Below are 22741 nucleotides of genomic sequence, written 5' to 3' on the forward strand. Positions count from 1 at the left end.
GATGAGACTGATTTTAAAACTTATCTGTTTCAGGACGAGGGCCAACTGCTCCCGATGGTGTTACAAATAAGTTACCTGCTGCTTCATTTTGGTAGATACAGTCAATTTTCGGTTTTCCTTCCAATGGCCCTGTAAACCCAAAGGTATTCATTCTATTTTTACAATCTTGCACCTGCCGTGAGTCTACAAGTTTTTGTTGTTCGAGTAAAGCCCAGTTATTACGACGCAACACACATCCAGGCTGCATAACGGGTTGAGTGACAAAGACATTAAAAGGGTTTAATGTGACAAATACTCTGACATCTGTTACGATCGCACTTGAGCCAAATTGTACACATAGTTCGGCATTGGGGGCGCTACGGTCTATGACTTCCCTTGATGCTACGTTTTCTGGGCTAAAGTTTGCCGTTGAGTTAAAGACAAGTCCTGCACCAATTCCCAAGACAAATATACCACCCAGCAGGGCGATCGTAGCATAGTTAAGCTTCATGCCCAACGATTCAGAACTAGAAGGGCGAGACGGTGGAGTATAGCGAGGTCGGCGATTCATAAATAATCTTGATAGCTAGGTCAATGTTTAAGAACTTCAATTAATGGTGTATCTATGCTAACAATACTTCTAAGGGTTTGTTGAGCGTGGTATCATCAATCAATTTTGCTTATCCACAATTAAAGTTTGATTTTATTTCTCAATTTTTAAAATACTATGATATCATGTCGTCTAACTTAGCCAATTCTTTTATATTCAATTTATATATGGCCGATTCTACAAATATTTTTCTAACTCTTGGTGTTGTAGTTGTTGCTTTAATCTTTTTTATCGGTGAATGGTTTCCCATTGATTTTGTCGCAATTTGCGTCGCTGTTGTGCTTATTTTGCTCAAGTTAGTAACGCCTGAACAAGGAATTGCTGGATTTAGTAATAATGCCACAATTACGGTTATGGCTATGTTTATTTTGAGTGCCGGCATCAGTCGAACAGGTGCGATTCAAATTATGAGAGACTTATTACTTAGATGGGGCGGAAAAAACCAAACTCAACAAATGCTAGTGATGGGTAGCTTAGTTGGAACAATTAGTGCTTTCATCAATAATACAGCCGTTGTGGCTGTTTTTCTTCCTATTGTTGAAGACTGGTGTAGAAAACAGAGAATTGCTCCATCACAAATGTTAATTCCTCTTTCTTATGTAACCATTTTAGGTGGAATGATTACCGTAATTGGAACATCAACTAACGTTCTAGCAAGCGGTATTTCTGAGAAATTAGGATACGGTCAATTTGGTTTATTTGATTTTACGGTTGTCGGAATTTTAACATTTTTAACTGGCTTAATCTTTTTAGCTCTTTTTGGCTCCAAATTATTGCCTAATCATAAAGTGTCTGATTCAGATAATGTGGGAGAAGAATATTATTTACAAGATTATGTTAGTGAGATTATTATTCCTCCTACTTCTAGTTTAATTGGACAAACCCTCAGAGAGAGTGGAATTCAACGAAAATTCGATCTAGATGTTTTAGAAATTATTCGTGATGATAATCACTTTCCTCAACCTTTAGCCGATCAAACTTTAAGTGCTGGTGATATTTTGATTGTTAGAGGGAAACGAGAAGATTTACTAAAAATACGTGATGAAAAAGGGATTGAGATTGTCGCCGATGTTATATTCAAGAATGATTTATCGCAAGAACTAACAGAAGGACAAGAAAAACTCGCCGAGGTTTTAATTCTTTCTAACTCACGTCTAATTGGTTCAACTCTAAAAGAATTACGATTCAGACAACGTTATAATGCTACGGTTTTAGCCATTCGTCGTGGTGAAGAATTAGTGCGAGAAAGACTAGGAAAAGTTTCTCTAAGATTTGGTGATTTATTATTAGTTCAAGGTCCAAAAGATAGTTTTATCGGTTTACAAACAACCCGTGAATTATTAGTACTTGAGCAAAGAGATGTCGAAACATTAAAATCGAGTAAAGCTTGGATATCTGTAGCTATTATTTCAGGGGTTGTTCTTTTAGCAGCTTTTGAGATTTTACCCATTTTAGTTAGTTCTCTCATTGGTGTAATTTTGATGGTTTTAACGGGTTGTCTCAAACCTGGTGAACTTTATGGGAGTATACGCTGGGATGTAATTTTCCTCCTTGCGGGATTAATTCCATTAGGTACAGCAATGGATAACTCTGGTGCTACTGAATGGTTAGCAAAAGGTTTAGTTTCATTAGGAGGAAGTTTATCGGGTTTTTGGATCTTATTTTTCTTCTATGTCATTACCTCTTTATTAACTGAGATTCTCTCAAATAATGCAGCCGTCGTTTTAATGATTCCCATCGCTGTTAAAGTAGCAGAAACTCTTAATCTCAATCCTTATGCTTTTATGATTGCGATTACTTTTGCTGCATCAAATAGCTTTATGACTCCCATTGGCTATCAAACGAATACGATGGTTTATGGTGCGGGAGGTTATAAATTTATGGATTTTGTTAAAATCGGTGCACCCATGAATATATTATTAGCCATTGTCGCCCCAATTCTAATTACTTGGTGGTTTGGTTTAGCACCAATACCAAAACCGTAATCTACAACACAATTATCAAAGGGAAACTGAGCAATTTTTCGGCTCTGTATTATCCCTTTGGTATTATTTTAAAGTTTTTATGTTATCTTAAGGATGAAACTAGAGTAAGTCAGCCTAATTCTATTAATAGATAGAAGCGGAGGAACCACATCAGGGGCGTATTTCTATATTGATTTAAGACAATCATTATAGAGAAGGATATCTCCTAATCCTAGCCCGTCAGCTAACTTCGTCGGCATCAGGGGAAGACTGAACAATCACTTCATTTCTAATCTAATGTTTTGATGATTTCAGTCAATTATTATATTACTTGTACGGCTCAGTTATCGGCTTATTTTTTTAACTGATAAATTTGCTCGGTTCTGTTTCGATATTAATTAGGTGTGACATTTTAGTTTTGCGCTCCGATTCTACACAATTAAGTTAGTCTAATTTTCTGACGACTTATTGTAAAAATATTGTCTAAATTTTGCACGCTTTAATTAAATGTCTACAGAAAACATACAAGCTATTATTGCTGCTGCTACTTTTATTGGTGCGATCGTTCTAATTATGTTAGAACAATTACACATTACTGTCATTGCTTTACTGGGTGCTTTAATCCTTGTTTTTACTCACGTAATGACACTCAATGAAGCAGTAGGATACATCAGTCGAAGTCATGCGACACTTGCTTTATTTTTTGGGGTAATGGTATTGGTTCGCTCTTTTGAACCGACTAAAATTTTTGATTATTTAGCCACCCAAATTGTAACAATAGCCAAAGGTCAAGGAAAATTATTATTACTGGGAATTGTAGCGATTACTACGCCAATTTGTGCAGTATTACCAAATGCAACAACAGTCATGTTACTTGCGCCCTTAATTCCTCCTATTGCTCAAGATATTGGCATTGATTTTATTCCGTTGCTGATTTTAATGGTTTTTATCGCTAATAGTTCTGGTTTATTAACCTTAGTCGGTGATCCTGCTACTTTTATTGTCGGTGATGCGATTAATATAACTTTTGTCGAATATCTACAAAAATTAAGTTTAGGAGGTGCGATCGCTGTTTTAACGGTTACACTAATGTTACCTTGGTTATTCCCGAAAATTTGGCGGACTAAATTTGAGCATTTAGAAGATTTACCCCATCCTGAAATTAATCATCCTAAAGTCTTAGCATTAGGTGGAATTTTAATCGCATTTGTCCTCATCTTTTTTGTCATTGGAGAATCATTTCCTGTTCCCATTTCTCCTGCTGCGGTGGCTTTATTTGGGGCTACATTCGCCTTACTTTTAGCCCATCAAAGTAAAATTGATACCGTACAAAATATCCTCAAAGATGTTGACTGGAGTACACTGATCTTTTTTATGTGTATTTTTGTACTAATCGGTGGATTAGAAAAAACAGGTGTAATTAATGGTTTATCTGGAATACTCGCCAGTATTCTCGGAAAAAATATTGCATTAGGTTCACTTGTTTTACTGGTTGTTGTTGGTTTACTGTCTAGTGTCGTGCCAAATATACCTCTAGTTGTAGCAATGGTTCCACTTTTAAAACAATATTTAGTTAATGTCGGATTTGTCGGTACAGAAGTCTTAGATCCTAGCTATTCGGGACAATTTCCGCCAGAAGTATTACCACTTTTCTACGCTATGATGTATGGTGCGACACTTGGGGGAAATGGTACATTAGTCGGCGCGTCCTCAAATATTGTTGCAGCAGGGATCGCGGAACAACACGGGGGAAAAATGACCTTTAGAACCTTTTTAAAATATGGAATCCCTGTTATGATCATGCAATTACTAACAGCCAGCATCTATGTAATTATTGTTTTTTTATTATAAATATTACTTAATCTTATGGAGTTAAAATTCTCTCACGAATTAGAAACACTGTTAAAGAAATTAGCCGATCAACCTTTAACGATTAGAGAACTTTTAGACGGAACATCAGAAAAAGGGTTAATGTTACTTTCGGGTTTATTCGCCTTTCCTTTCCTCTTACCGATGCCCCCAGGAGTATCTAGTATTTTAGGTGGAAGTTGCTTTCTGCTTTCATTACAGTTAGCTTTGGGTAAAAAAGATCTTTGGCTACCGAAAAAACTCGCTAATTTTCGCTTTCCCGATAAAATCATTTATCCCCTACTCAGATTTATCAAAAAGCTAAGTCTAGGGTTTGAAAAAATTACCGCACCACGCCTCAAAGTGATCGCTAAAAATCCCTATATTTGGCGTATTAACGGAATTTGGATCGCATGGCTGGCTATTTTATTAATGTTACCTATTCCCCTAACCAACCCTTTACCCACAATTGGCATTGTGTTACTGGTGATCGCCACCATCGAATCAGATGGCTTATTGATGTGTGTCGCTTATCTTTGGAGTATAATAGTTAGTCTTCTCTTTATTCTCATGCCCACCCTTTTAGTTAGATGGGCAGAACAATTAATACAACAATTTTTTGGCTAAAACATGGATGTTATCCCCGCGATCGACTTACTAGATGGACGTTGTGTGCGCTTGTACCAAGGAGATTATGAAAAATCGCAAGTTTTTAATGAAAATCCTCTAGAAGTCGCCCGTCAATGGGTAGAACAAGGTGCTACTCGTCTGCATTTAGTTGATTTAGATGGCGCAAAACAGGGCAAACCCATTAATTTACCCACCATTGCCAAGATTGTTCAAGAAATACCGATCCCAGTACAAGTCGGCGGAGGATTACGAGATTTTCAAAGCGTCGCTAATTTACTAAAGTTAGGCGTAGAACGAGCTATTTTAGGAACCATTGCCGTCGAAAAAGTTAGCATAGTTGAGCAACTTTGTCAAGCATTTCCTCATCAAATTGTTGTCGGCATTGATGCCCGTAATGGAAAAGTAGCAACCAAAGGATGGCTCGAAACCTCAGAAGTTAACGCCACCGACTTAGCCCAACAAATGGAATCTTTAGGCGTTGCGGCAATCATTTTTACTGATATTCATCGAGATGGCACCCTAAGCGGGCCAAATCTAGAATCTCTGCGCGAGTTAGCCCATGCCGTCAATATTCCGATTATTGCTTCTGGTGGTGTTAGTTCACTCACCGATTTACTCAGTTTACTGTCTCTTGAACCATTGGGCGTAACGGGGGCTATTGTCGGCAAGGCTTTGTATACGGGTGATCTCAGTTTATCAGAAGCGATTCAAGCAGTAGGTCAAGGTCGTTGGCAGGATGTACCGCCTAACTTGGGTTTTTCGTCTTTCGCATGAGATTAACCAACGCTTTGAAAGAAGTTTTCGGTGACATATTCACCAATATTTAAACCAGTGGGTAAGGAATCAATAACCGTCGCTTCTCTCGTGTGAACCCCGCCATAAATCCGACTAAGCGCGTTTTCATAAGCCGCCTCATAAAAACTATCAAAGCTACGCTGCACACTTGGTAATTCTTGGGAAACAGCCGTAAAGTTGTAGTCTTCGCCAAAGAAATGATTCATCACGCCAGCCCATGCTCCACCAAAAATCGAATGACCCGAAATATAATCAGGAAAAGGAGGTGTATTAAGCAAGGGTTGCCAATTGGGATCGCCTACAGTAGAAGCCATACCATCATTAGCAGCAATTCCTCCAGCAATCACATCTTCGGGTCGAGGCTGCATATATTTGTACTTAGCTTCCCAGGCAACGATCGCCGCGTCTGCTATCGCCACATTCAACGCAGCAAATAAACGAGCATTATCTAAGATAGAATTTCCTTCTCTAATAGCAATTTCTTCAGTAATTTGATTTAATTGCCCATAGGGACGAAACGTATCTGCGCGATCGTAAGCCCAAAACACAGCAATTTCCGTTTGATCAGCCGTACGAGTGAGTGTGGTTAGATCCGTGTTATTTCTGCCGCCAAAATGACGAACTTCTTCAATTTCTTGGGCATATAGTATCGGATCGACAGTGGGAGCGCAATCCATCCCATTAGGCGAAAAATCCGCCATACTAGGAATGGCAAACGTTTTTACTTTTCCCCAATTTGCCCCAACAGCTAAAAAATCTGGTGCTTTAGGATGCCAAATATAGTCACCAGTGGGCGGAATATAGGGATCGTCATTATCTGAGCCATCACTAGATCGTAAAAAGAGAAGTCTATTAGCGATCGCTCGTCCGAATTCTTCACCTATCAATTCATTCGCGGGTAAGTCATTGATTTCTTTATTGAGAGAATGAGACAGTTGTTGATCTAAAAAAGAAGCTTGTTTAGGTATTAAAGTGGTTAATACTTGATGGGCAGCACCAGCAACAGAAGCGGATAGAGAAGCATTAGCAGGAGCAACCAGATCAAGGGCATAAGCATTACGGTTTGATTGAAAGGCGTTTACTGTGTCATATATTGCCGTAGACAGGATAGCGAGTAAGCGAGAGCCTACAGTGGGTGGAATTCCTCGCCCCGCCTCACCTTCAGCTTGAATGGCATTTAAAGCGGCGGCATTCCAATCAATAACGACATCTGTTCCTGGTGCCGAAAGCAGTTTACTGGCGCGATTATTCTCTTCGTTGCGTTCTAAGATCTGATTTTTCGTGTCAACTTTTGCGATTAGATAATATGAACCAGGGGCGATCGCAGAAGTATTATTTTGATATTTGAATGATATATTTTTGGACTCGTCAGCACTTAAGTTAATTTTGCTAATTTTACTGGTCAGCAATACATCATTTTGATCTATATTTTCATCAGTGGAAAGCCAAAGCTTAATTTTTACGTCTCCAATAGCGATCGCATTTCCTTTATTGATCACTTTCACTTCAACTTTACCGAAATCGCCAAAATCGATCGTATCTGGTAATTCAATCGAGCTTATTTTCACTATTAGGTCGGGTTGTCCTTGAGTGGTGAGGCTTGCTAAACTCAGAGAATCAACTGAATAATTAGCCTCTTCAAGCTTCACGGAGGAATCTGGCGATGATAAAGGCTGTTGTTCAACTAATAGGATTTTAGACGTTTCTTGGCTCTTAGCTTGTTGTTCTGTAACATTAGATGACACTGTAGCAACAGAAAGATTCTCGTCAAGAAACAGACTGGTTAAGTTTTCGCCAAAAAGAGAATTTAAAGCATTCATAAAAATGATAATCCTTATCTTCATTTACAAAGATGATTGTTTAGACTAAATTGGCTTCGGTATTTAGATAATAATCACAAAAATAATCCGAGAAGAGCGAATAATGCAAGTAAATAAAGATTAAATATTGTTGTGATGATGTATATTCTTACCCGTGGTTTGTAGAATGCTAAAGTCGGAATGTTTTTTTAATCATTTCAGGTTTTTCTACTAAATCAGTCACCAATACCCTATGCAAAAAATCTGTAGGGATTTGAAAATCCAACCCTTGCTTAGTTTAAAATGCTTTAAAAGACAAGATTGTATTAACAAAAATTTATATTTTTTTAAATAAAAAAAATCCCGCAATGGTTAGAATGCGGGAGATTATTTTTAGCGTTTTGCTTCTTTAAGATTTCCTGACATCAGACCTTGCGCCCGTAAACCTAGCCAACCAATGACACTGTAGCCTATAGCTAACATTAAACTACTTAAACAAATTCGTAACCATTGTTTGAGGGATTCAATATTAGCCTGATTTTCTGCATTGCGTCTACGCTCTTCTAATTGAGTTCCCAGTTGATTTTTAATCTCTTCGCGTCTTTTTTTAAATTCTGCTGGTTTTTGCGCCAAATCTCTTAGGTTTTGTAGCTGATCTCTTTGTTGGCGAAGCTGTACTAACTGTTGTTCTGTTAGAGGACGACCTTGAAACTGTCCACTTTCAATTACTTGTGTCCGTTGTGCAATTTCTTGATTTAATAATTGTGGATTTTGGGACAAAGAGTTTAAATTTGCTAAAAATTGTTTAATTTGCTCTCCGCCTTGATCAGCCCCTTTTTGAATTTGCTCTAAAGCATTAGTTTTGACTTGATTAATATTGTTAAAATGAATCGGAATCAACAATAGAAAAATTAATCCTAACAAACTCGCTAGAATAAAAGAAAAAATTCTTAAAAAGGTTGTGGGTTTAGCGTTAGCTGCTGAAATATTAAGGGTACTATCAATCCAACTAGCGATTATAATCAACGCCATTCCTACCATCGGAACAATCCCTCGATCAACAATAGCAGTTACGAAACCGATCTGCCATTGTGGATTCTGCCACTGGAGAGGGATAGCAAAGGTCAAGGTATCCAGTAAAAAGGAGAGAATAAAAATTAACCCAGCTAATTTGAGACAAAGAGTCGTGTATTTTGAAATGTTCATCGCTTTTTATCAGTTGAGTTCATGAAGTTTAGTTAGACCTTTGTGAATCTATTAGAGTTAATCTAGTAATCTCTTTCTATTCAAGAGTTACAAAAGAAGAAACGGTTAAGCTTGATAGCCAAACCTTAGAAAAACCTAAAAATCAAGTCAAATCACCTTCAATTGGTTTATTCTACTTTGATAGTAGGCTAAAAAGAAAGCAATATGGATTATAGATTACACTAGGCGAAGAAGGAAGCTAATTGGTGAAATGCCATCTATGAAATCACATTAGATTTCCCCAATATATATAGTATAGGCAAAATGGAATTCACCCAAAATTTGTTTTTTTAAGCTTGTTTAACTAATCATAAATACTAGCCCATGAATGACACATTTTACTAAATTGATGAAAAATCTATGAAAAAACAAGTAATCACCTTAAACGATAAAGAATCTCTCGTTCAACAAGGATTAACGCTAGTTCTTGAGAAAATAAATCAAGCTATTCAACAAAGAGGAGAATGTACTCTCGTTTTATCGGGTGGAAGTACGCCAAAACCACTTTATGAAGCACTTGCCGAACAATCTCTCCCCTGGGATAAAATTTATATTTTTTGGGGAGATGAGCGTTATGTGAGTCCCGATGATCCTGATAGTAATCAAGGAATGACCCGAAAAGCAATGCTCGATCGCATAGAAATTCCCGCAAGTAATATTTATGGGATGCCGACGGATAGTAATGATCCCGCTCTTGATGCTCAAAAATACGAAACCGCGCTCCAAGAGTATTTTAAGGTGTCTTGGGGTGAATTTCCCGCTTTTGATGTTGTTTTGTTAGGAATGGGAGATGATGGTCATACGGCTTCACTGTTTCCTCATACCGAGGCTTTACACGTGAGCGATCGTTTGATTACGGTGGGAAGTAAAGACGGACAACCGCGTTTAACCTTTACCGCTTCTTTAATTAATCATGCCCGTTGTGTGATTTTTTTGGTAGCAGGAGCGAGTAAACAAACTGCTCTAGCTGAGGTTTTTGCGCCCGATGGTGATGCGATGACTTATCCGTCACGACTCATTCAACCAGAAGGTGAACTTTGGTGGCTTTTGGATCGAAGAGCCGCAGAAAACTTAGATCTTTAAATTTTCCTTTCTCTTTTTTCGGCTTTGGATGACTATCCTAGAAATAGGAGTTTGATTAAATCAAAAAAATATTAATTAAACTTCATTAAATGTAACTAGCCTAAATAACTTCAATCAGTTATAATTAGGTAAGTTGCCGAAAACCAAGGCTTAATAATTTTCGGTTTGTAAACCGCAGTCGAGTTAAAACTAACCAGCCTGAAGAAAAGGTCAAACGGAAGCCCACGCTTTGTTAAATAGGTTGAAAATAATGGATAACCAAAGACTAAAAGATTCAAACAAAATTTTAATTTATACATTTTTAATTTATACATAGGGAGGGCTACTCCCAAATTAACGCTTGTGGACAAGAAGAGGCCGACCTCCTTGGTTGAAGCAAGAAGCAGACTCTTCAGAAGTAATTCTGATTAAATGGGAAGACTTAAATAAGTTTGACCAAGTTTTGTATAGCAGGACTTGTCTTTCAATAAAAGTAGGACGACAAAAAATCATTATGCGATCAAGCTGGCGAATTGGTACTTTATTTGGTATTCCTCTTTATATTGATGCGTCTTGGTTGTTGATTTTAGTCTTTGTGACGCTGATTAATGCGGGAAACGTTACAGCAACAGGATTAACTCACGATAATTGGTTTTTAGGTGGATTTTTCGGGTTTTTATTGGCTTTGCTGTTGTTTGTTTCTGTTCTACTTCATGAATTAGGACATAGTTTAGTCGCTCGCGCACAAGGAATTAACGTTAAATCAATTACTTTGTTTCTGTTTGGCGGTCTTGCATCGATTGAAAAGGAGTCTCAACAACCTTTAGGGGCTTTGTCGGTTGCTATTGCCGGTCCTTTGGTTAGTTTGTCTCTTTTTGTCTTGTTTTCGGCACTTTCTCAGTTTTGGTCAAGTTCTACGATTATTGGTTTTCTCACCGAAGATTTAGCCAATTTGAATTTAGTTTTGGCTATTTTTAATCTTATTCCAGGTTTACCCCTTGATGGTGGACAAATTTTAAAAGCTTTGGTTTGGAAAGCAACAGGCGATCGCTTAATGGGGATGCGTTGGGCTTCAGCGAGTGGTCAGATTTTAGGCTGGTTAGGAATGATTCTCGGTGGGTTGGTAGTAATTATAGTCGGTGATGTGGGCGGTTTATGGGTGTCTTTTATCGGCTGGTTTATTCTTCGCAATGCGACGGCTTATGAACGTTTGACGGTTCTACAAGAAAGTTTACTCGATTTAACGGCATCTGATGCGATGAGTCACGATTTTAGAGTGGTTAATGCTCATCTGAGTATACAAGAATTTATTGAGACTTATCTTTTGTCTGGGTTAGCGACTCCAATGGTTTATTATGCGGCTTCTGATGGACGCTATCGCGGCATGATCGAGCAAAACGAAGTACAAGAGATTGAGCGTAGCCAATGGTCTAGTAAAACTTTATCAGAGATTGTTCATCCTTTGACTGTGATTCCATCAGTAACAGAAAAAACCCCTCTTGTTTCTGTGATTAAAGCCTTAGAAGCGAGTAAAGAACGTTATTTAACGGTTTTGTCTCCTGCTGGTGCGGTTTCTGGGGTGATTGATCGCGGTGATCTGGTGAAAGCGATCGCCCAAAAACAGAATATACCGATTACTGAAGCCCAAATCAAGCAAATTAAAAACGAGGGAACTTATCCAACTTATTTACAATTAAGTGCGATCGCGCAAAGTCTGGAAAATTAGCTATCAGCTATTAGAACAATAACAAGTGATAGTAATTCTTCCTGCTTTCATACCTCATACTGATGACTGTAAAGGGTTTGGAGACCAAACCCCTACAATTTCTACGGATTTTATTTCATTAAAACCAAATGAGTCGCCGATGGAATGCTCTTAAATAGATTTGCAAACTGTTGTAAATATTTGATACATTCTCTTTGCTAAATTTAACAATTATTTCAAAAATCGATGTTATGTAATGGTTAATTTATTGTGATTTTATGACAAAATCAGACAAAGAGATTTAAGAGAATTGATATAATGCAAGAGCAGAAAAAAGAGTTTAGACAATCAACATTAAGCTCGAAAAATCTGTCTAATGAGTGATCAATTAGTGTTGTTAATTGAACAATACTGGGTTGAATCGGAAAAATTAAGTATACATACTTAGCTAAACAAGGGGAATCATTAAAACAAAAATATGTTTTTGAAGGATTCTTCATTTTCTCCTGTTAATTAGTTATAGGGAGAAAAAATTTAAACGCTTATTGCAACCGCGATCGCTTACCCATCTAAATTAGCCCTACTACGTCTATGGAGAGTAGATAATGAAAATTGCTGTAGCCAAAGAAAGTGACTTAGGAGAATTAAGAGTTGCACTCGTTCCCGATATCGTAGCCCGTCTCGTCAAACAAGGGTTAGACGTGATGGTACAAAATGACGCAGGTACTGGCTCATTTTTTGCGGATGAAGCTTACGCAGAAGCGGGTGCTACACTCGTTAATGATTCGGTCGCCCTCTGGCAAGAAGCCGATATCGTTCTGAAAGTGGCTCCCCCCAATGAAGACGAAATTAGAAGCCTCAAAGCTGGAACCGTTTTGATTAGTTTTCTAAACCCCTTAAGAAACCCAGAACGGATCAAACAATTAGCCGAGCAAAAAGTAACTGCTTTTAGCATGGAACTGATCCCGCGAACGAGCCGCGCTCAGAGTATGGATGCTCTATCTTCTCAAGCGAATATCGCAGGATATAAAGCCGCCGTCTTAGCTGCCGCTTATTTACCTAAATTATTCCCCATGATGACCACTGCGGCGGGAACCATTCCCCCCGCTAAAGTTTTAGTCTTGGGAGCAGGAGTAGCCGGGTTACAAGCGATCGCCACCGCCCGCCGTTTAGGTGCTGTCGTCGAAGCATTTGATATTCGTCCCCAAGTTAAAGAAGAAGTTCAAAGCGTTGGGGCGAAATTTATCGAAGTGACGATCGAAGAAGATACCGTCGCACACAATGGTTACGCGAAAGAAGTCAACACCAACACCCAAGATCGTATCAGAGAAGTTTTAACCGAACACATCAAAAAAGCAGATGTAGTCATTACAACCGCCCAAGTTCCGGGGAAAAAAGCCCCCGTCCTCGTCACCGAAGATATGGTAAACCAGATGAAACCAGGTGCAGTCGTAGTAGACTTAGCCGCCGAACAAGGTGGAAACTGTGCCTTTACCGAACCTGGTAGAAATATCAATCATAACGGTGTCACCATCTTAGGAACCCTGAATTTACCTGCTTCTGTTCCCACGAATGCCAGTCAGGTTTATGCCAAAAACCTACAAACCTTAATTCAATACTTGATCAAGAACGATATGTTAAACCTTGATTTTGAGGATGACATTGTCAATGATTCTTGTGTAGCACATAATGGCGAAATTCGCAACCAAAAAGTGAAAGATGCTTTGGCGGTTGCTGTCTAGATTTGATTTTGTCCTTTTTCTCAATAATGAATGATCTATGAGTCCAGAACTTTTAACGGGTTTAGTTGTCTTTGTCTTAGCCTCCTTTGTTGGCTTTGAAGTGATCAATAAAGTCCCCCCTACTTTACATACTCCCTTGATGTCGGGATCGAATGCCATTTCGGGTATTGCGGTTGTTGGGGCGTTATTAATTGCCGGTACGCAAGATTGGAATGTTACGACATCCCTCGGCTTTTTTGCGGTTATTCTGGCCACCATAAACGTTGTGGGCGGTTTTCTCGTAACGGATCGGATGTTGCAAATGTTTAAGAAGAAGGAAGCTAAGTAGATGAATAATACTTTATTAACCGGAATTGAATTATCTTATCTCGTTGCAGCAGCCCTGTTTATTGTTGGCTTAAAAAAACTGGGATCACCTGCAACCGCCCGTCAAGGAAATGTGATCGCAGCAGTTGGTATGTTAATTGCGATCGTCGCCACCTTGATCGATCAATCGATTGTGAGTTATGAGTTAATTATTGTGGGGATCGTCATCGGTTCACTCATTGGCGCAGTAACTGCCCAAAAAGTAGCTATGACTGAAATGCCTCAAATGGTGGGGATCTTCAACGGTGTTGGAGGTGCGGCGAGTGCCTTGGTTGCAGTTGGCGAATATTGGAGACTGTTGGATAAAGGCACAAATATTGGATTTGATGCGGTATTAATCGCAATTTTGGGAATTTTGATCGGTGGCGTTACTTTTACGGGTAGTATACTCGCTTTTGCCAAGTTACAAGGTTTAGTTAGTGGTAGCCCTGTTACTTTTCCCTTTCAACAACCTTTTAACGCTTCTCTTTTATTAGCCTTTCTCGCGGGTAGTGTCTATCTGTTTATTCATCCAACTTCCCCAGAGATTTTGCTGGCTTTAGTGGCTATTTCGCTGGTGTTTGGGGTGATGTTTGTACTGCCCATCGGTGGCGGTGATATGCCTGTGGTGATTTCGCTTTTGAACTCTTTTTCGGGAGTTGCAGCGAGTGTCGTCGGGTTTATCTTGTACAACAATATGCTAATTATTGCGGGTGCTTTAGTCGGTGCTTCTGGGTTGATTTTAACTCAGATTATGTGTAAGGCGATGAACCGTTCTTTAACCAGTGTTCTCTTTACTGCTTTTGGTGGCGAAACATCGGGTACTGGCAATGGAGCAACCGCAACGGATAAAACTGTTCATGCGATCGATGCTGAAGAAAGCGCGATGATGTTAGGCTATGCTCGTAATGTTGTGATTGTACCTGGTTATGGAATGGCAGTCGCTCAAGCCCAACATACCATTAGAGAGTTAGCGGAACAACTCGAAAAAATGGGAGTAGAAGTACGCTACGCCATCCATCCCGTCGCTGGAAGAATGCCCGGACATATGAATGTACTCTTAGCTGAAGCGAATGTGCCTTACAATCAACTTTATGATATGGATGATATTAATCCAGAGTTTGAAAGAACGGATGTCGCTTTAGTCATTGGTGCGAATGATGTGGTTAACCCAGCCGCCCGTCATGATAATACTAGCCCAATTTATGGTATGCCGATTTTAGAAGTTGATAAGGCACATCATACAATTGTAATCAAACGTAGTATGAAGAGTGGTTTTGCTGGGATCGAAAACGAACTATTCTACGATGATAAAACCTTTATGCTATTCGGTAGCGCACAAGATGTCGTAGCGAATTTGGTTTCACAGGTGAAACAACTGCAATAGGTTCAAAATTAAATTTTATGATTGTAGGGGTTTGGTTTTCAAACCCTTTTTTTTATCCAATTTTCGATCCCTTTTTTAGTTGGTACACCAGTATTAGTAAATGTCCAAATATCTCGTTTATGTTGGGAACCATAACTAATATGAATTGGTCGATTTTTTCCATAAAAATAGAGGGAATCAAACGGTAATTTTTGATTTAAAATCCATTCGACTAACTCATCACTTGGATAATTAATAATTAAAAAATCGCAAGATGCACCCAATCTATTACAGTAATATTGTCCATTTTTTTTGGTTTCATGAGCCATATGCTGATCCCGACTCGGATCAATACGACCATTTTTGATTCCAGTAATCGGATCTTTTTGATTGAGGTATTTTTTTAAATCGTAAGAACAAAAACCATAAGTTAATTTAAATTGCTCTTTTCCAAAATAATCAATAATTGGATCAATAATAAATTGATTTAAGTTTTGGAGAGCTTGCATCGTATCCGAATTTTTTGGATAAGGATTAATTTGATCAATATGTTTTTGGTAAGTCTTCGTACAAGTACAAAAATCCTCTAATGTTAAATACTTACCAAGAGAGAAATCTAACATTTAACCAAATTTATAATGTTTGTTGTAAGACGGCTTTGAGCTTGGAATAAAGAGCAGAATAATCTAAATCGGGTTTAAATTCATCAATAGTTTGTCCCGACATGATTCGTCTTTCGGTTTTTGCGGGAGTTTCTTCGGGTGATATTGTGGGTTCTGATGAAGGTTCTTTCGTTATTAATTGAGCAAATAATTCTTTGACATCAGTTAGTTGAGTTGCCGAAGAATCAAACCGAGAATTGTCGATAAAAGTAGGTTCATCGTCAGCCAAGAAATTCTCTAAATCAAAGTTATTTTCTGGTTCGATTAATTCATTTTCTTGTACTTCACTTTGGGGTAATTCTTTTGAAGTTTCTTCTACTGCTAAGTCCGATGTTGTAGCAATTTCTTGGCTAGAAGAGAATAAAAAAGTAGTAGATTGTTCCTTTTGGTAAAAACTCGGTAAAGCTGTTTGAGCTTGACGACGTTGGGCTATATCAGTGGAATTTGTCACCACAGAGCCTATCATATTATTACAAATCATCCGTTCAAATTCATGGTTAAAGTGGAATGTCGGATGCCCTCGTCTTAACCACAAACTCAAAATGTGTTCAACAGAAATAACTTTATATCGCCCTTGATATAAAGCTTCTACCACAGCTAAACGTATCCATCTTACTGGGTATAATGGTTGCCACTGCTCTAGTAATTCTTGTGTATTGTTTCCTTTCATCTCAAATTGATAGCGGCTTAGTAAAATAGCTACTTGATTGAGATTGATATCTTTTGTCATCTCTGCCATAGTGAGTACCTAAATAAAAAGAATCTGTCTAAAGGAAGATGTTGATCCTATCTTTAAATTTGTTTAATAATTTGTAGCAATCAATACGTTTCTTTTTTATTTATCACGCTAGTCTTTTTATTTTCAAATCTTGTTACCTAGATAACAAAATCAAAATATCGTTAACTGATCTTACCTTGCAAAAGTATTTAGTATTGTTTACGTTTTCTCAATTTTTAGGGTACACCCATAGCGAGAAATAAACAAGAGTTTGATTAAAAAAATCTAGAGGAGGGTTTGGAGACCAAACCCCCAAAAAATTTATAAGCCGCGCCCGTACACCCGTGACTGAATGTCATGGGATGAGAGGCGGCGAAACTATGGTATAATTATTAAGTACCGCACTCCCGTGCGGAAACTTACGCCCACGGAAAACACTCGTTAAGTGGTGGCTACTCAAAAAGTAGATCATCGAGTGTGAATCAGTTCGGTTGCGAATTGAGTCTGGGAAGCCTTTGACTTTAGTCATAGGTGCTTCACTCGTATAACCAAGGTGTTAGATTTGGTTCCCAGCTAACGAGTTCATCTTCAGTAAACCAAAGACTGATTTCTCTTTGTGCGGTTTCGGTGGCATCAGAACCATGAATTAAATTACGACCAATGCTAACACCATAATCACCGCGAATGGTACCAGGTTCGGAGGTAAGTGGGTTGGTTGCACCGATAATCTTTCTAGCGGAGGCGACAACTCCATCACCTTCCCAAACCATCGCTACAACTGGGGAAGAAGTAATAAAATCAACTAAGCTACCAAAAAAAGGTCTTTCTTTATGAATATCATAATGTTGCTCGGCTAGGGTGCGAGATACTTTAATCAGTTTAAGACCAACTAGAGTAAAGCCTTTTGCTTCAAAACGACGAATAACTTCACCTACGAGGTTGCGTTGTACTCCATCGGGTTTAATCATTAAAAAAGTTCGTTCCACAGTATGTCTCCTTGTTTGGTGGCAAATTTTCCCAAAACCCAGATTAACCCAGATTGTCTCTATTTTGCTAAATCATTGTTGAGGAGTGGTATAAATAGTTGGTTCAGAAATACTCGCTTTTTGCATACTGAAAAAATATCCTATTGATAAACCCGTTAGTAGCCCAATGACGAATGATAATACCAATGGAAAAAGAGATAAAGACGATTTTTGGGGAGGTTGAATCAGTGTTTGGGGGACTTCCTCTGTTATTGATAGATTTTCTTCAATTGTTTCTGTTACTGAGGAAATGTTTTCTACTTCTGTTTGTTCTTCTATAAGATTTTCTTCTTCAGAGGAGATATCAGCAACTATTTCAGATTCGTTTTCTTCATAAATAGAACGTTTTCCTTTAACGACTGCATCGGCTAGGTTTTGAGCAGTAGACCAATCTTGTTCGAGTATAATTGAAGTTTCCCAAGCTGGCTCACTGGTGATATCTGTCAGTGCATAGATTTTGACTTTTTCTAATAATTCTATTCCTAAACTACTGATTTCATCTCGTAAAAACGGAATAAGTTTGTACTGGTTAGGAACTTTCGGCGATACTAATTTGAGTTCTAAACAGTTTTCATTGAGATTGGTTTCTACAAGACTAACTCGTCTAACCTGAAGACATCGATTTAAAAGAATGCTAATTGCTTCGGTGTCTCCTCTCTTTGCTGATTGTAGTAGTTGAGCGTGACTCATAAAAAGCGAGCGAAATACGGAATAGAATACTGTTTTTAATCAGTATTCCCACTTGCGGCACAAAATTTATACGAGCTAATGTTAAGCTTTGTTACAGGAAAAGGATGATTAAAGATGAGTGAATTAACGACTGATATTGTTGTCATTGGAAGTGGCATCGGGGGTTTAAGTTGTGCTGCGTTACTTGCCCGCTATGGCTTTGAGGTGATGGTTTGTGAGAGTCATAGTATTGCTGGTGGTGCTGCACATGGGTTCAAATATCAAGGATTTTTGTTTGATTCTGGCCCATCTTTGTATTCTGGTTTATCCTATAGTCCATCCGCTAACCCACTGCGACAGGTTCTCGATGCGATCGATGAAGATTTAGAATGGGTAAACTATGATACTTGGGGTTGTTGTTTACCCGAAGGCGATTTTAAGACAACGGTTGGAGCCGAGCAATTTTGTGAAGTTTTATTACGGCTACGGGGACAAGAAGCAGTCCAACAATGGCGAAAGTTACAACAAGTCATGAAACCCTATGCTGAAGCGGCTGTTGCGATTCCTCCTGCTGCAATTAGATTAGATTTAGGGGCGATTCTTACTACTGGGCGTTTTTTGCCAACACTTGCCTTACAAGCAGGAAATACGCTTAAATTAACGGGTGCTTTTGGAAGAATTCGAGATGAAGTGATTAGTGACCCATTTATCCGTAATTGGCTAGATTTATTGTGTTTTTTGCTATCGGGTTTACTGGCGGATGGAACTAGCGCGGCAGAAATGGCGTTTATGTTTGCTGATTGGTATCGTCCTGGGGTGGTTTTAGATTATCCTGTAGGGGGTAGTAGTGCGATTGTTAATGCGTTAGTAAGAGGAATTGAAAAGAAAAGGGGAAAAGTTTGTCTCAATGCACACGTAGCAGAAATTTTTATTCAATCTGGACACGCTACAGGAATCAAGTTACGCAATGGCGAAATCATCAAGGCTAAACGGGCGGTTATTTCTAATGCGTCGATTTGGGATACTCTAAAATTATTACCCAAGGATTCAGTATCAGATAGTTTTCGTCAAGAGCGTGAAGCAACACCTAAGTGTGATAGTTTTATGCACCTTCATTTAGGAATTGATGCAAGTCATTTACCTTCAGATTTAGCGTGTCATTATATTATTGTGAATGACTGGGAAAAGGGAATTACTGCACCACAAAATCTAATTTTAATTTCTATTCCTTCGATTTTAGATCCGTCTCTGGCACCACAGGGTAAACATACCATTCATGTTTATACTCCCGGTAATGAACCCTATCAACTTTGGCAGGAAATGGATAGAAAAAGTATTGCATATCAACAACAAAAAGAAAATCGCTCTGAGGTAATGTGGCAAGCTTTAGAGAGAATCATTCCTGATATTCGTTCTCGTTGTGAAGTTACTTTAGTCGGAACACCATTAACTCACGAACGCTTTTTACGCCGTCATCACGGTTCCTATGGCCCTGCAATTGCCGCAGGTAAAGGCTTTTTCCCCAGTCCAAAGACTTCTATTTCGGGTTTATGGTGTTGTGGTGATTCGACCTTTCCGGGTATTGGTTTACCTGCTGTTGCCGCAAGTGGCATGATTACCGCTAATACACTTGCATCAGTCTCGAAACATTTAGAGATGTTGAAAGAGATAGAAATTAACAAATTATTTCGGTGATATGTTAGTTTTACAGACCACCGTGAAATGAATTTCTCATCGCCTAAGTCCATTGATGAAAGTTAAAAAAATAATTCGCTGATCAAGTTAGTTCCATAGACCACCGTGAAATGAATTTCACGGCTTATAGCTAAAGACGGTTCAAACCGTCTCTCTATAAGCTCCTTAGTCCATTTTAATGGACTTGTGCTATGAGACAGAGAATTCATTCTCTGGCGGTCTAGATAATTTGATAATTTGTTGACACTCCCCGCCCTAAAGGGCTAGGATTCTTAGGCTGCCCACTGCCTTAAACTTAGTTAACTAAGTTTTCGGTCTTACACGAGCAAATCTGATCAGCCTCGACTACACCTTTTACAGCAAGCCACTTAACGAGTCACTCCCGTAAGCGTAAATTCGGGTAAGCCCTACCCTATTTAATTATTTTTTGTCCTTGCCGTGTGGATTCATTTTAATACCATTGACGGTTCAGCAACAAGAGTCTACGGAGTGTTTCTTGTTTCTTCACGCCTAGCAGGTCAACGACCAAATTAATTGTAGCACAAAGTCGTCATAAATGACGGGGTTTTTTACCCAATTTTTTGATAATTTTCACATTATTCTCTGGCAATCCTGAAAATTTAGAAAAATCTAAAAAAAGTTCACTCTTGAATGCACTATTTTTTGGACTTTTGAGAAAACCACAACAAATGTATTAATGTATATCTATTGACAGAGGGAAGCCAATAGAAAGGGAATTTAAGATATGAAGCGATAAATGTACTAAAAAAGACTATGGGTGTCATTCAGTCCAGTTTTACGGCAACAGATAACGCTTTTCATGTAGAAGGCTACGAAAAAATCGAATTTAGCTTACTTTATGTCGATGGAGCATTTAATAAAGAAAATCCTGAAATTGCAGATAGCTATCGCAAATTAGGACGCTGTTTAATGATCGTGGATCAAACAGTCTACGAGATCTATGGCGAACAAATGCAAGACTATTTTGATTACCATGAGATTGAATTAACTGCTTTTCCAATTACGATCAGAGAAACAGATAAGACTCTAGATACTCTTAAATTAATCATTGATCAATTTGCCGATTTTGGTTTACTGCGAAAAGAACCTGTACTCGTTGTCGGTGGTGGTCTAATTACGGATGTAGCTGGTTTTGCTTGCTCAACCTATCGTCGTGCAACCAATTATATTCGAGTTCCCACAACTTTGATCGGGATGATCGATGCAAGTGTAGCGATCAAGGTTGCCGTTAATCATGGTAAGCTGAAAAACCGTCTAGGGGCTTATCACGCTTCACAAAAAGTTATTTTAGATTTCTCGTTTTTACGATCGCTGCCGATTGCTCAAATTCGCAATGGTATGGCAGAATTAATCAAAATTGCGGTTGTTTCTAATTCAAGCATTTTTCAAGCATTAGAGAAGTACGGCGAAGAGTTACTAAATACCCATTTCGGCTATCTTAACGGGACTCCAGAACTCCGAGAAATTGGTCATCAACTTACCTACGATGCCATTAAGACGATGTTGGAACTAGAAGTACCCAACTTACATGAACTTGACCTAGATCGGGTGATCGCCTATGGACATACTTGGAGTCCCACACTAGAACTAACGCCCCAAACTCCCATGTATCACGGTCATGCGGTCAATATTGATATGGCTCTTTCCGCGACTATTGCCCAACAAAGAGGTTATATTACTGTTGAAGAACGCGATCGTATTTTAGGTGTGATGAGTCGTATTGGTCTAGCCCTTGATAGCGACTATCTCACCAGCGAACTACTCTGGAAAGCCACCCAATCGATCAGCCGTACTCGTGATGGTTTACTTCGCGCTGCTGCCCCAAAACCCATCGGTAAGTGTTTCTTTATGAATGATCTCACCCGTGAAGAATTAGATAATTCATTACTCTTACATCGGGCTATTTGTCAGAACTATCCACGTCAAGGTGATGGCGAAGAAATGTACATCAGTATCAAAGAAGTTCAATCTAATTTGATGGAGACATACTGATGGCGCGTCCAGTTACACCCTTGGGAATTTTAGCCAAAACCTTAGAGTCGATTGTTCAAAAAATTGATACAACGGATACAGTTTTAAAAGATGAGTTATGCTATGCGTATCAAATTGCGTCTGGACTCGATCCTTATCTAGAAGACTGTACCACACCCGACTCGGAGCCATTACGCCAACTGGTGACTAAGACTCAGCAAGAAGAATGGGGCCAAAATTGGCAAAAACAGGTTACTGAAGTTCCTCTAGAACAGGAAATGCTATCAGGACACGTGGAAGGGCAAACACTAAAAATGTTTGTCAGGATGACCCAGGCGACCCGAATTTTAGAAATTGGGATGTTTACTGGCTATTCTGCGTTAGCGATGGCAGAAGCGTTACCTGAGCATGGACAAGTCGTAGCCTGTGAAGTTGATCCCTATGTGGCTCAATTCGCTCAACACTGTTTTGATAATTCGCCTCATGGTCACAAAATCAAGGTTAAAGTTGCACCAGCCCTCTTGACAATGCGACAGTTATCTGATATGGGCGAGTCCTTTGATTTCGTGTTTATCGATGCAGATAAAGGGGGTTATATCGATTACTTCAACTTTCTGTTAGAGACGAATTTATTAGCACCAAACGGAATTATCTGTGTTGATAATACCTTGCTGCAAGGCGAACCTTATCTAAGTGAGAAATCTGCTAATGGTTCTGCGATCGCACAGTTCAATCGTCACGTCGCTAATGATCCCCGTGTTGAACAGGTATTATTACCCTTGCGCGATGGCTTAACGATTATAAGACGAGTCTGAGGTGAATCATGGATAATCTTTTTAATTCATCGGCTGATTCAAGTTCATTAAGTAAGGGATGGTTGCGATCGATAC

General features: G+C 38.8%; 19 protein-coding genes and 1 riboswitch. Of the genes, 12 read left to right on the forward strand and 7 right to left on the reverse strand.

The features are described from left to right. Positions 1-13: 13 nt before the first annotated feature. On the reverse strand, positions 14-550 hold the full coding sequence (locus C7H19_RS13810; protein ID WP_106457464.1) for a DUF3172 domain-containing protein: 537 nt from the start codon (positions 548-550) through the stop codon (positions 14-16). Between the two features lie 206 nt (positions 551-756). Between C7H19_RS13810 and C7H19_RS13815 the strand changes: the two genes are divergently transcribed. The 4 genes from C7H19_RS13815 (at position 757) to hisA (ending at position 5805) form a co-directional block, all read left to right on the forward strand. Further along, entirely contained in the window at positions 757-2574 is a 1818-nt protein-coding gene (locus tag C7H19_RS13815) for an SLC13 family permease (protein ID WP_106457465.1), read from the forward strand. A gap of 101 nt (positions 2575-2675) precedes the next feature. Next, positions 2676-2827, forward strand: a riboswitch (cyclic di-AMP (ydaO/yuaA leader). Between the two features lie 233 nt (positions 2828-3060). After that, positions 3061-4404 carry an ArsB/NhaD family transporter gene (locus tag C7H19_RS13820; protein WP_106457466.1) on the forward strand — a complete coding sequence of 448 codons (1344 nt, stop codon included), beginning with the start codon at positions 3061-3063 and terminating at the stop codon, positions 4402-4404. Positions 4405-4419: 15 nt separating this feature from the next. Next, positions 4420-5028, forward strand: a complete 609-nt coding sequence (locus C7H19_RS13825; RefSeq protein WP_106457467.1) for an exopolysaccharide biosynthesis protein — start codon at positions 4420-4422, stop codon at positions 5026-5028. Between the two features lie 3 nt (positions 5029-5031). Next, positions 5032-5805: a 1-(5-phosphoribosyl)-5-[(5-phosphoribosylamino)methylideneamino]imidazole-4-carboxamide isomerase gene (hisA, locus tag C7H19_RS13830; RefSeq protein WP_106457468.1), complete on the forward strand. Its 774-nt coding sequence runs from the start codon at positions 5032-5034 to the stop codon at positions 5803-5805. Between the two features lie 2 nt (positions 5806-5807). Here the strand turns inward: hisA and C7H19_RS13835 are convergent, their stop codons facing one another. Then, a complete protein-coding gene (locus tag C7H19_RS13835; protein ID WP_106457469.1) occupies positions 5808-7646 on the reverse strand; it encodes a CARDB domain-containing protein in 1839 nt (612 codons plus the stop codon). Positions 7647-8018: 372 nt separating this feature from the next. Next, positions 8019-8825 (reverse strand): HpsJ family protein, encoded by an 807-nt coding sequence (locus C7H19_RS13840; RefSeq protein ID WP_181280610.1) that lies wholly within the window; start codon positions 8823-8825, stop codon positions 8019-8021. Positions 8826-9230: 405 nt separating this feature from the next. Here C7H19_RS13840 and pgl point away from each other — a divergent pair, with 405 nt between their 5' ends. From pgl to C7H19_RS13865, 5 genes are all read left to right on the forward strand, one after another. Further along, the gene (gene pgl / locus C7H19_RS13845; protein ID WP_106457471.1) at positions 9231-9953 is read left to right on the forward strand and encodes a 6-phosphogluconolactonase; all 723 of its coding nucleotides are present in this window, start codon (positions 9231-9233) and stop codon (positions 9951-9953) included. Between the two features lie 493 nt (positions 9954-10446). Next, positions 10447-11658 carry a site-2 protease family protein gene (locus tag C7H19_RS13850; protein ID WP_106457501.1) on the forward strand — a complete coding sequence of 404 codons (1212 nt, stop codon included), beginning with the start codon at positions 10447-10449 and terminating at the stop codon, positions 11656-11658. Between the two features lie 584 nt (positions 11659-12242). After that, positions 12243-13379 carry a Re/Si-specific NAD(P)(+) transhydrogenase subunit alpha gene (locus C7H19_RS13855; protein ID WP_181280608.1) on the forward strand — a complete coding sequence of 379 codons (1137 nt, stop codon included), beginning with the start codon at positions 12243-12245 and terminating at the stop codon, positions 13377-13379. Positions 13380-13416: 37 nt separating this feature from the next. Then, positions 13417-13707, forward strand: a complete 291-nt coding sequence (locus tag C7H19_RS13860) for an NAD(P) transhydrogenase subunit alpha part 2 (RefSeq protein WP_106457473.1) — start codon at positions 13417-13419, stop codon at positions 13705-13707. Beyond that, on the forward strand, positions 13708-15111 hold the full coding sequence (locus tag C7H19_RS13865) for an NAD(P)(+) transhydrogenase (Re/Si-specific) subunit beta (RefSeq protein WP_106457474.1): 1404 nt from the start codon (positions 13708-13710) through the stop codon (positions 15109-15111). It begins immediately after the preceding gene. Between the two features lie 38 nt (positions 15112-15149). Here the strand turns inward: C7H19_RS13865 and C7H19_RS13870 are convergent, their stop codons facing one another. The 4 genes from C7H19_RS13870 to C7H19_RS13885 form a co-directional block, all read right to left on the reverse strand. Continuing rightward, entirely contained in the window at positions 15150-15713 is a 564-nt protein-coding gene (locus C7H19_RS13870) for a hypothetical protein (protein WP_106457475.1), read from the reverse strand. Between the two features lie 10 nt (positions 15714-15723). Next, entirely contained in the window at positions 15724-16491 is a 768-nt protein-coding gene (locus C7H19_RS13875) for a hypothetical protein (protein ID WP_106457476.1), read from the reverse strand. A 515-nt stretch (positions 16492-17006) separates the two neighbouring features. Further along, entirely contained in the window at positions 17007-17456 is a 450-nt protein-coding gene (ndk, locus tag C7H19_RS13880; RefSeq protein ID WP_106457477.1) for a nucleoside-diphosphate kinase, read from the reverse strand. Positions 17457-17528: 72 nt separating this feature from the next. Then, positions 17529-18185: a hypothetical protein gene (locus C7H19_RS13885; RefSeq protein WP_106457478.1), complete on the reverse strand. Its 657-nt coding sequence runs from the start codon at positions 18183-18185 to the stop codon at positions 17529-17531. A 114-nt stretch (positions 18186-18299) separates the two neighbouring features. Here C7H19_RS13885 and C7H19_RS13890 point away from each other — a divergent pair, with 114 nt between their 5' ends. From C7H19_RS13890 to C7H19_RS13900, 3 genes are all read left to right on the forward strand, one after another. After that, positions 18300-19859: a phytoene desaturase family protein gene (locus tag C7H19_RS13890; RefSeq protein WP_106457479.1), complete on the forward strand. Its 1560-nt coding sequence runs from the start codon at positions 18300-18302 to the stop codon at positions 19857-19859. A 774-nt stretch (positions 19860-20633) separates the two neighbouring features. Further along, a complete protein-coding gene (locus tag C7H19_RS13895; protein ID WP_106457480.1) occupies positions 20634-21872 on the forward strand; it encodes a sedoheptulose 7-phosphate cyclase in 1239 nt (412 codons plus the stop codon). After that, positions 21872-22666 carry an O-methyltransferase gene (locus tag C7H19_RS13900; protein WP_106457481.1) on the forward strand — a complete coding sequence of 265 codons (795 nt, stop codon included), beginning with the start codon at positions 21872-21874 and terminating at the stop codon, positions 22664-22666. The genes C7H19_RS13895 and C7H19_RS13900 overlap by 1 nt, the downstream gene beginning before the upstream one ends. Positions 22667-22741 lie beyond the last annotated feature (75 nt).

It is taken from the genome of Aphanothece hegewaldii CCALA 016 (assembly GCF_003007785.1).
GTDB classification, from domain to species: domain Bacteria; phylum Cyanobacteriota; class Cyanobacteriia; order Cyanobacteriales; family Microcystaceae; genus Chroococcus; species Chroococcus hegewaldii.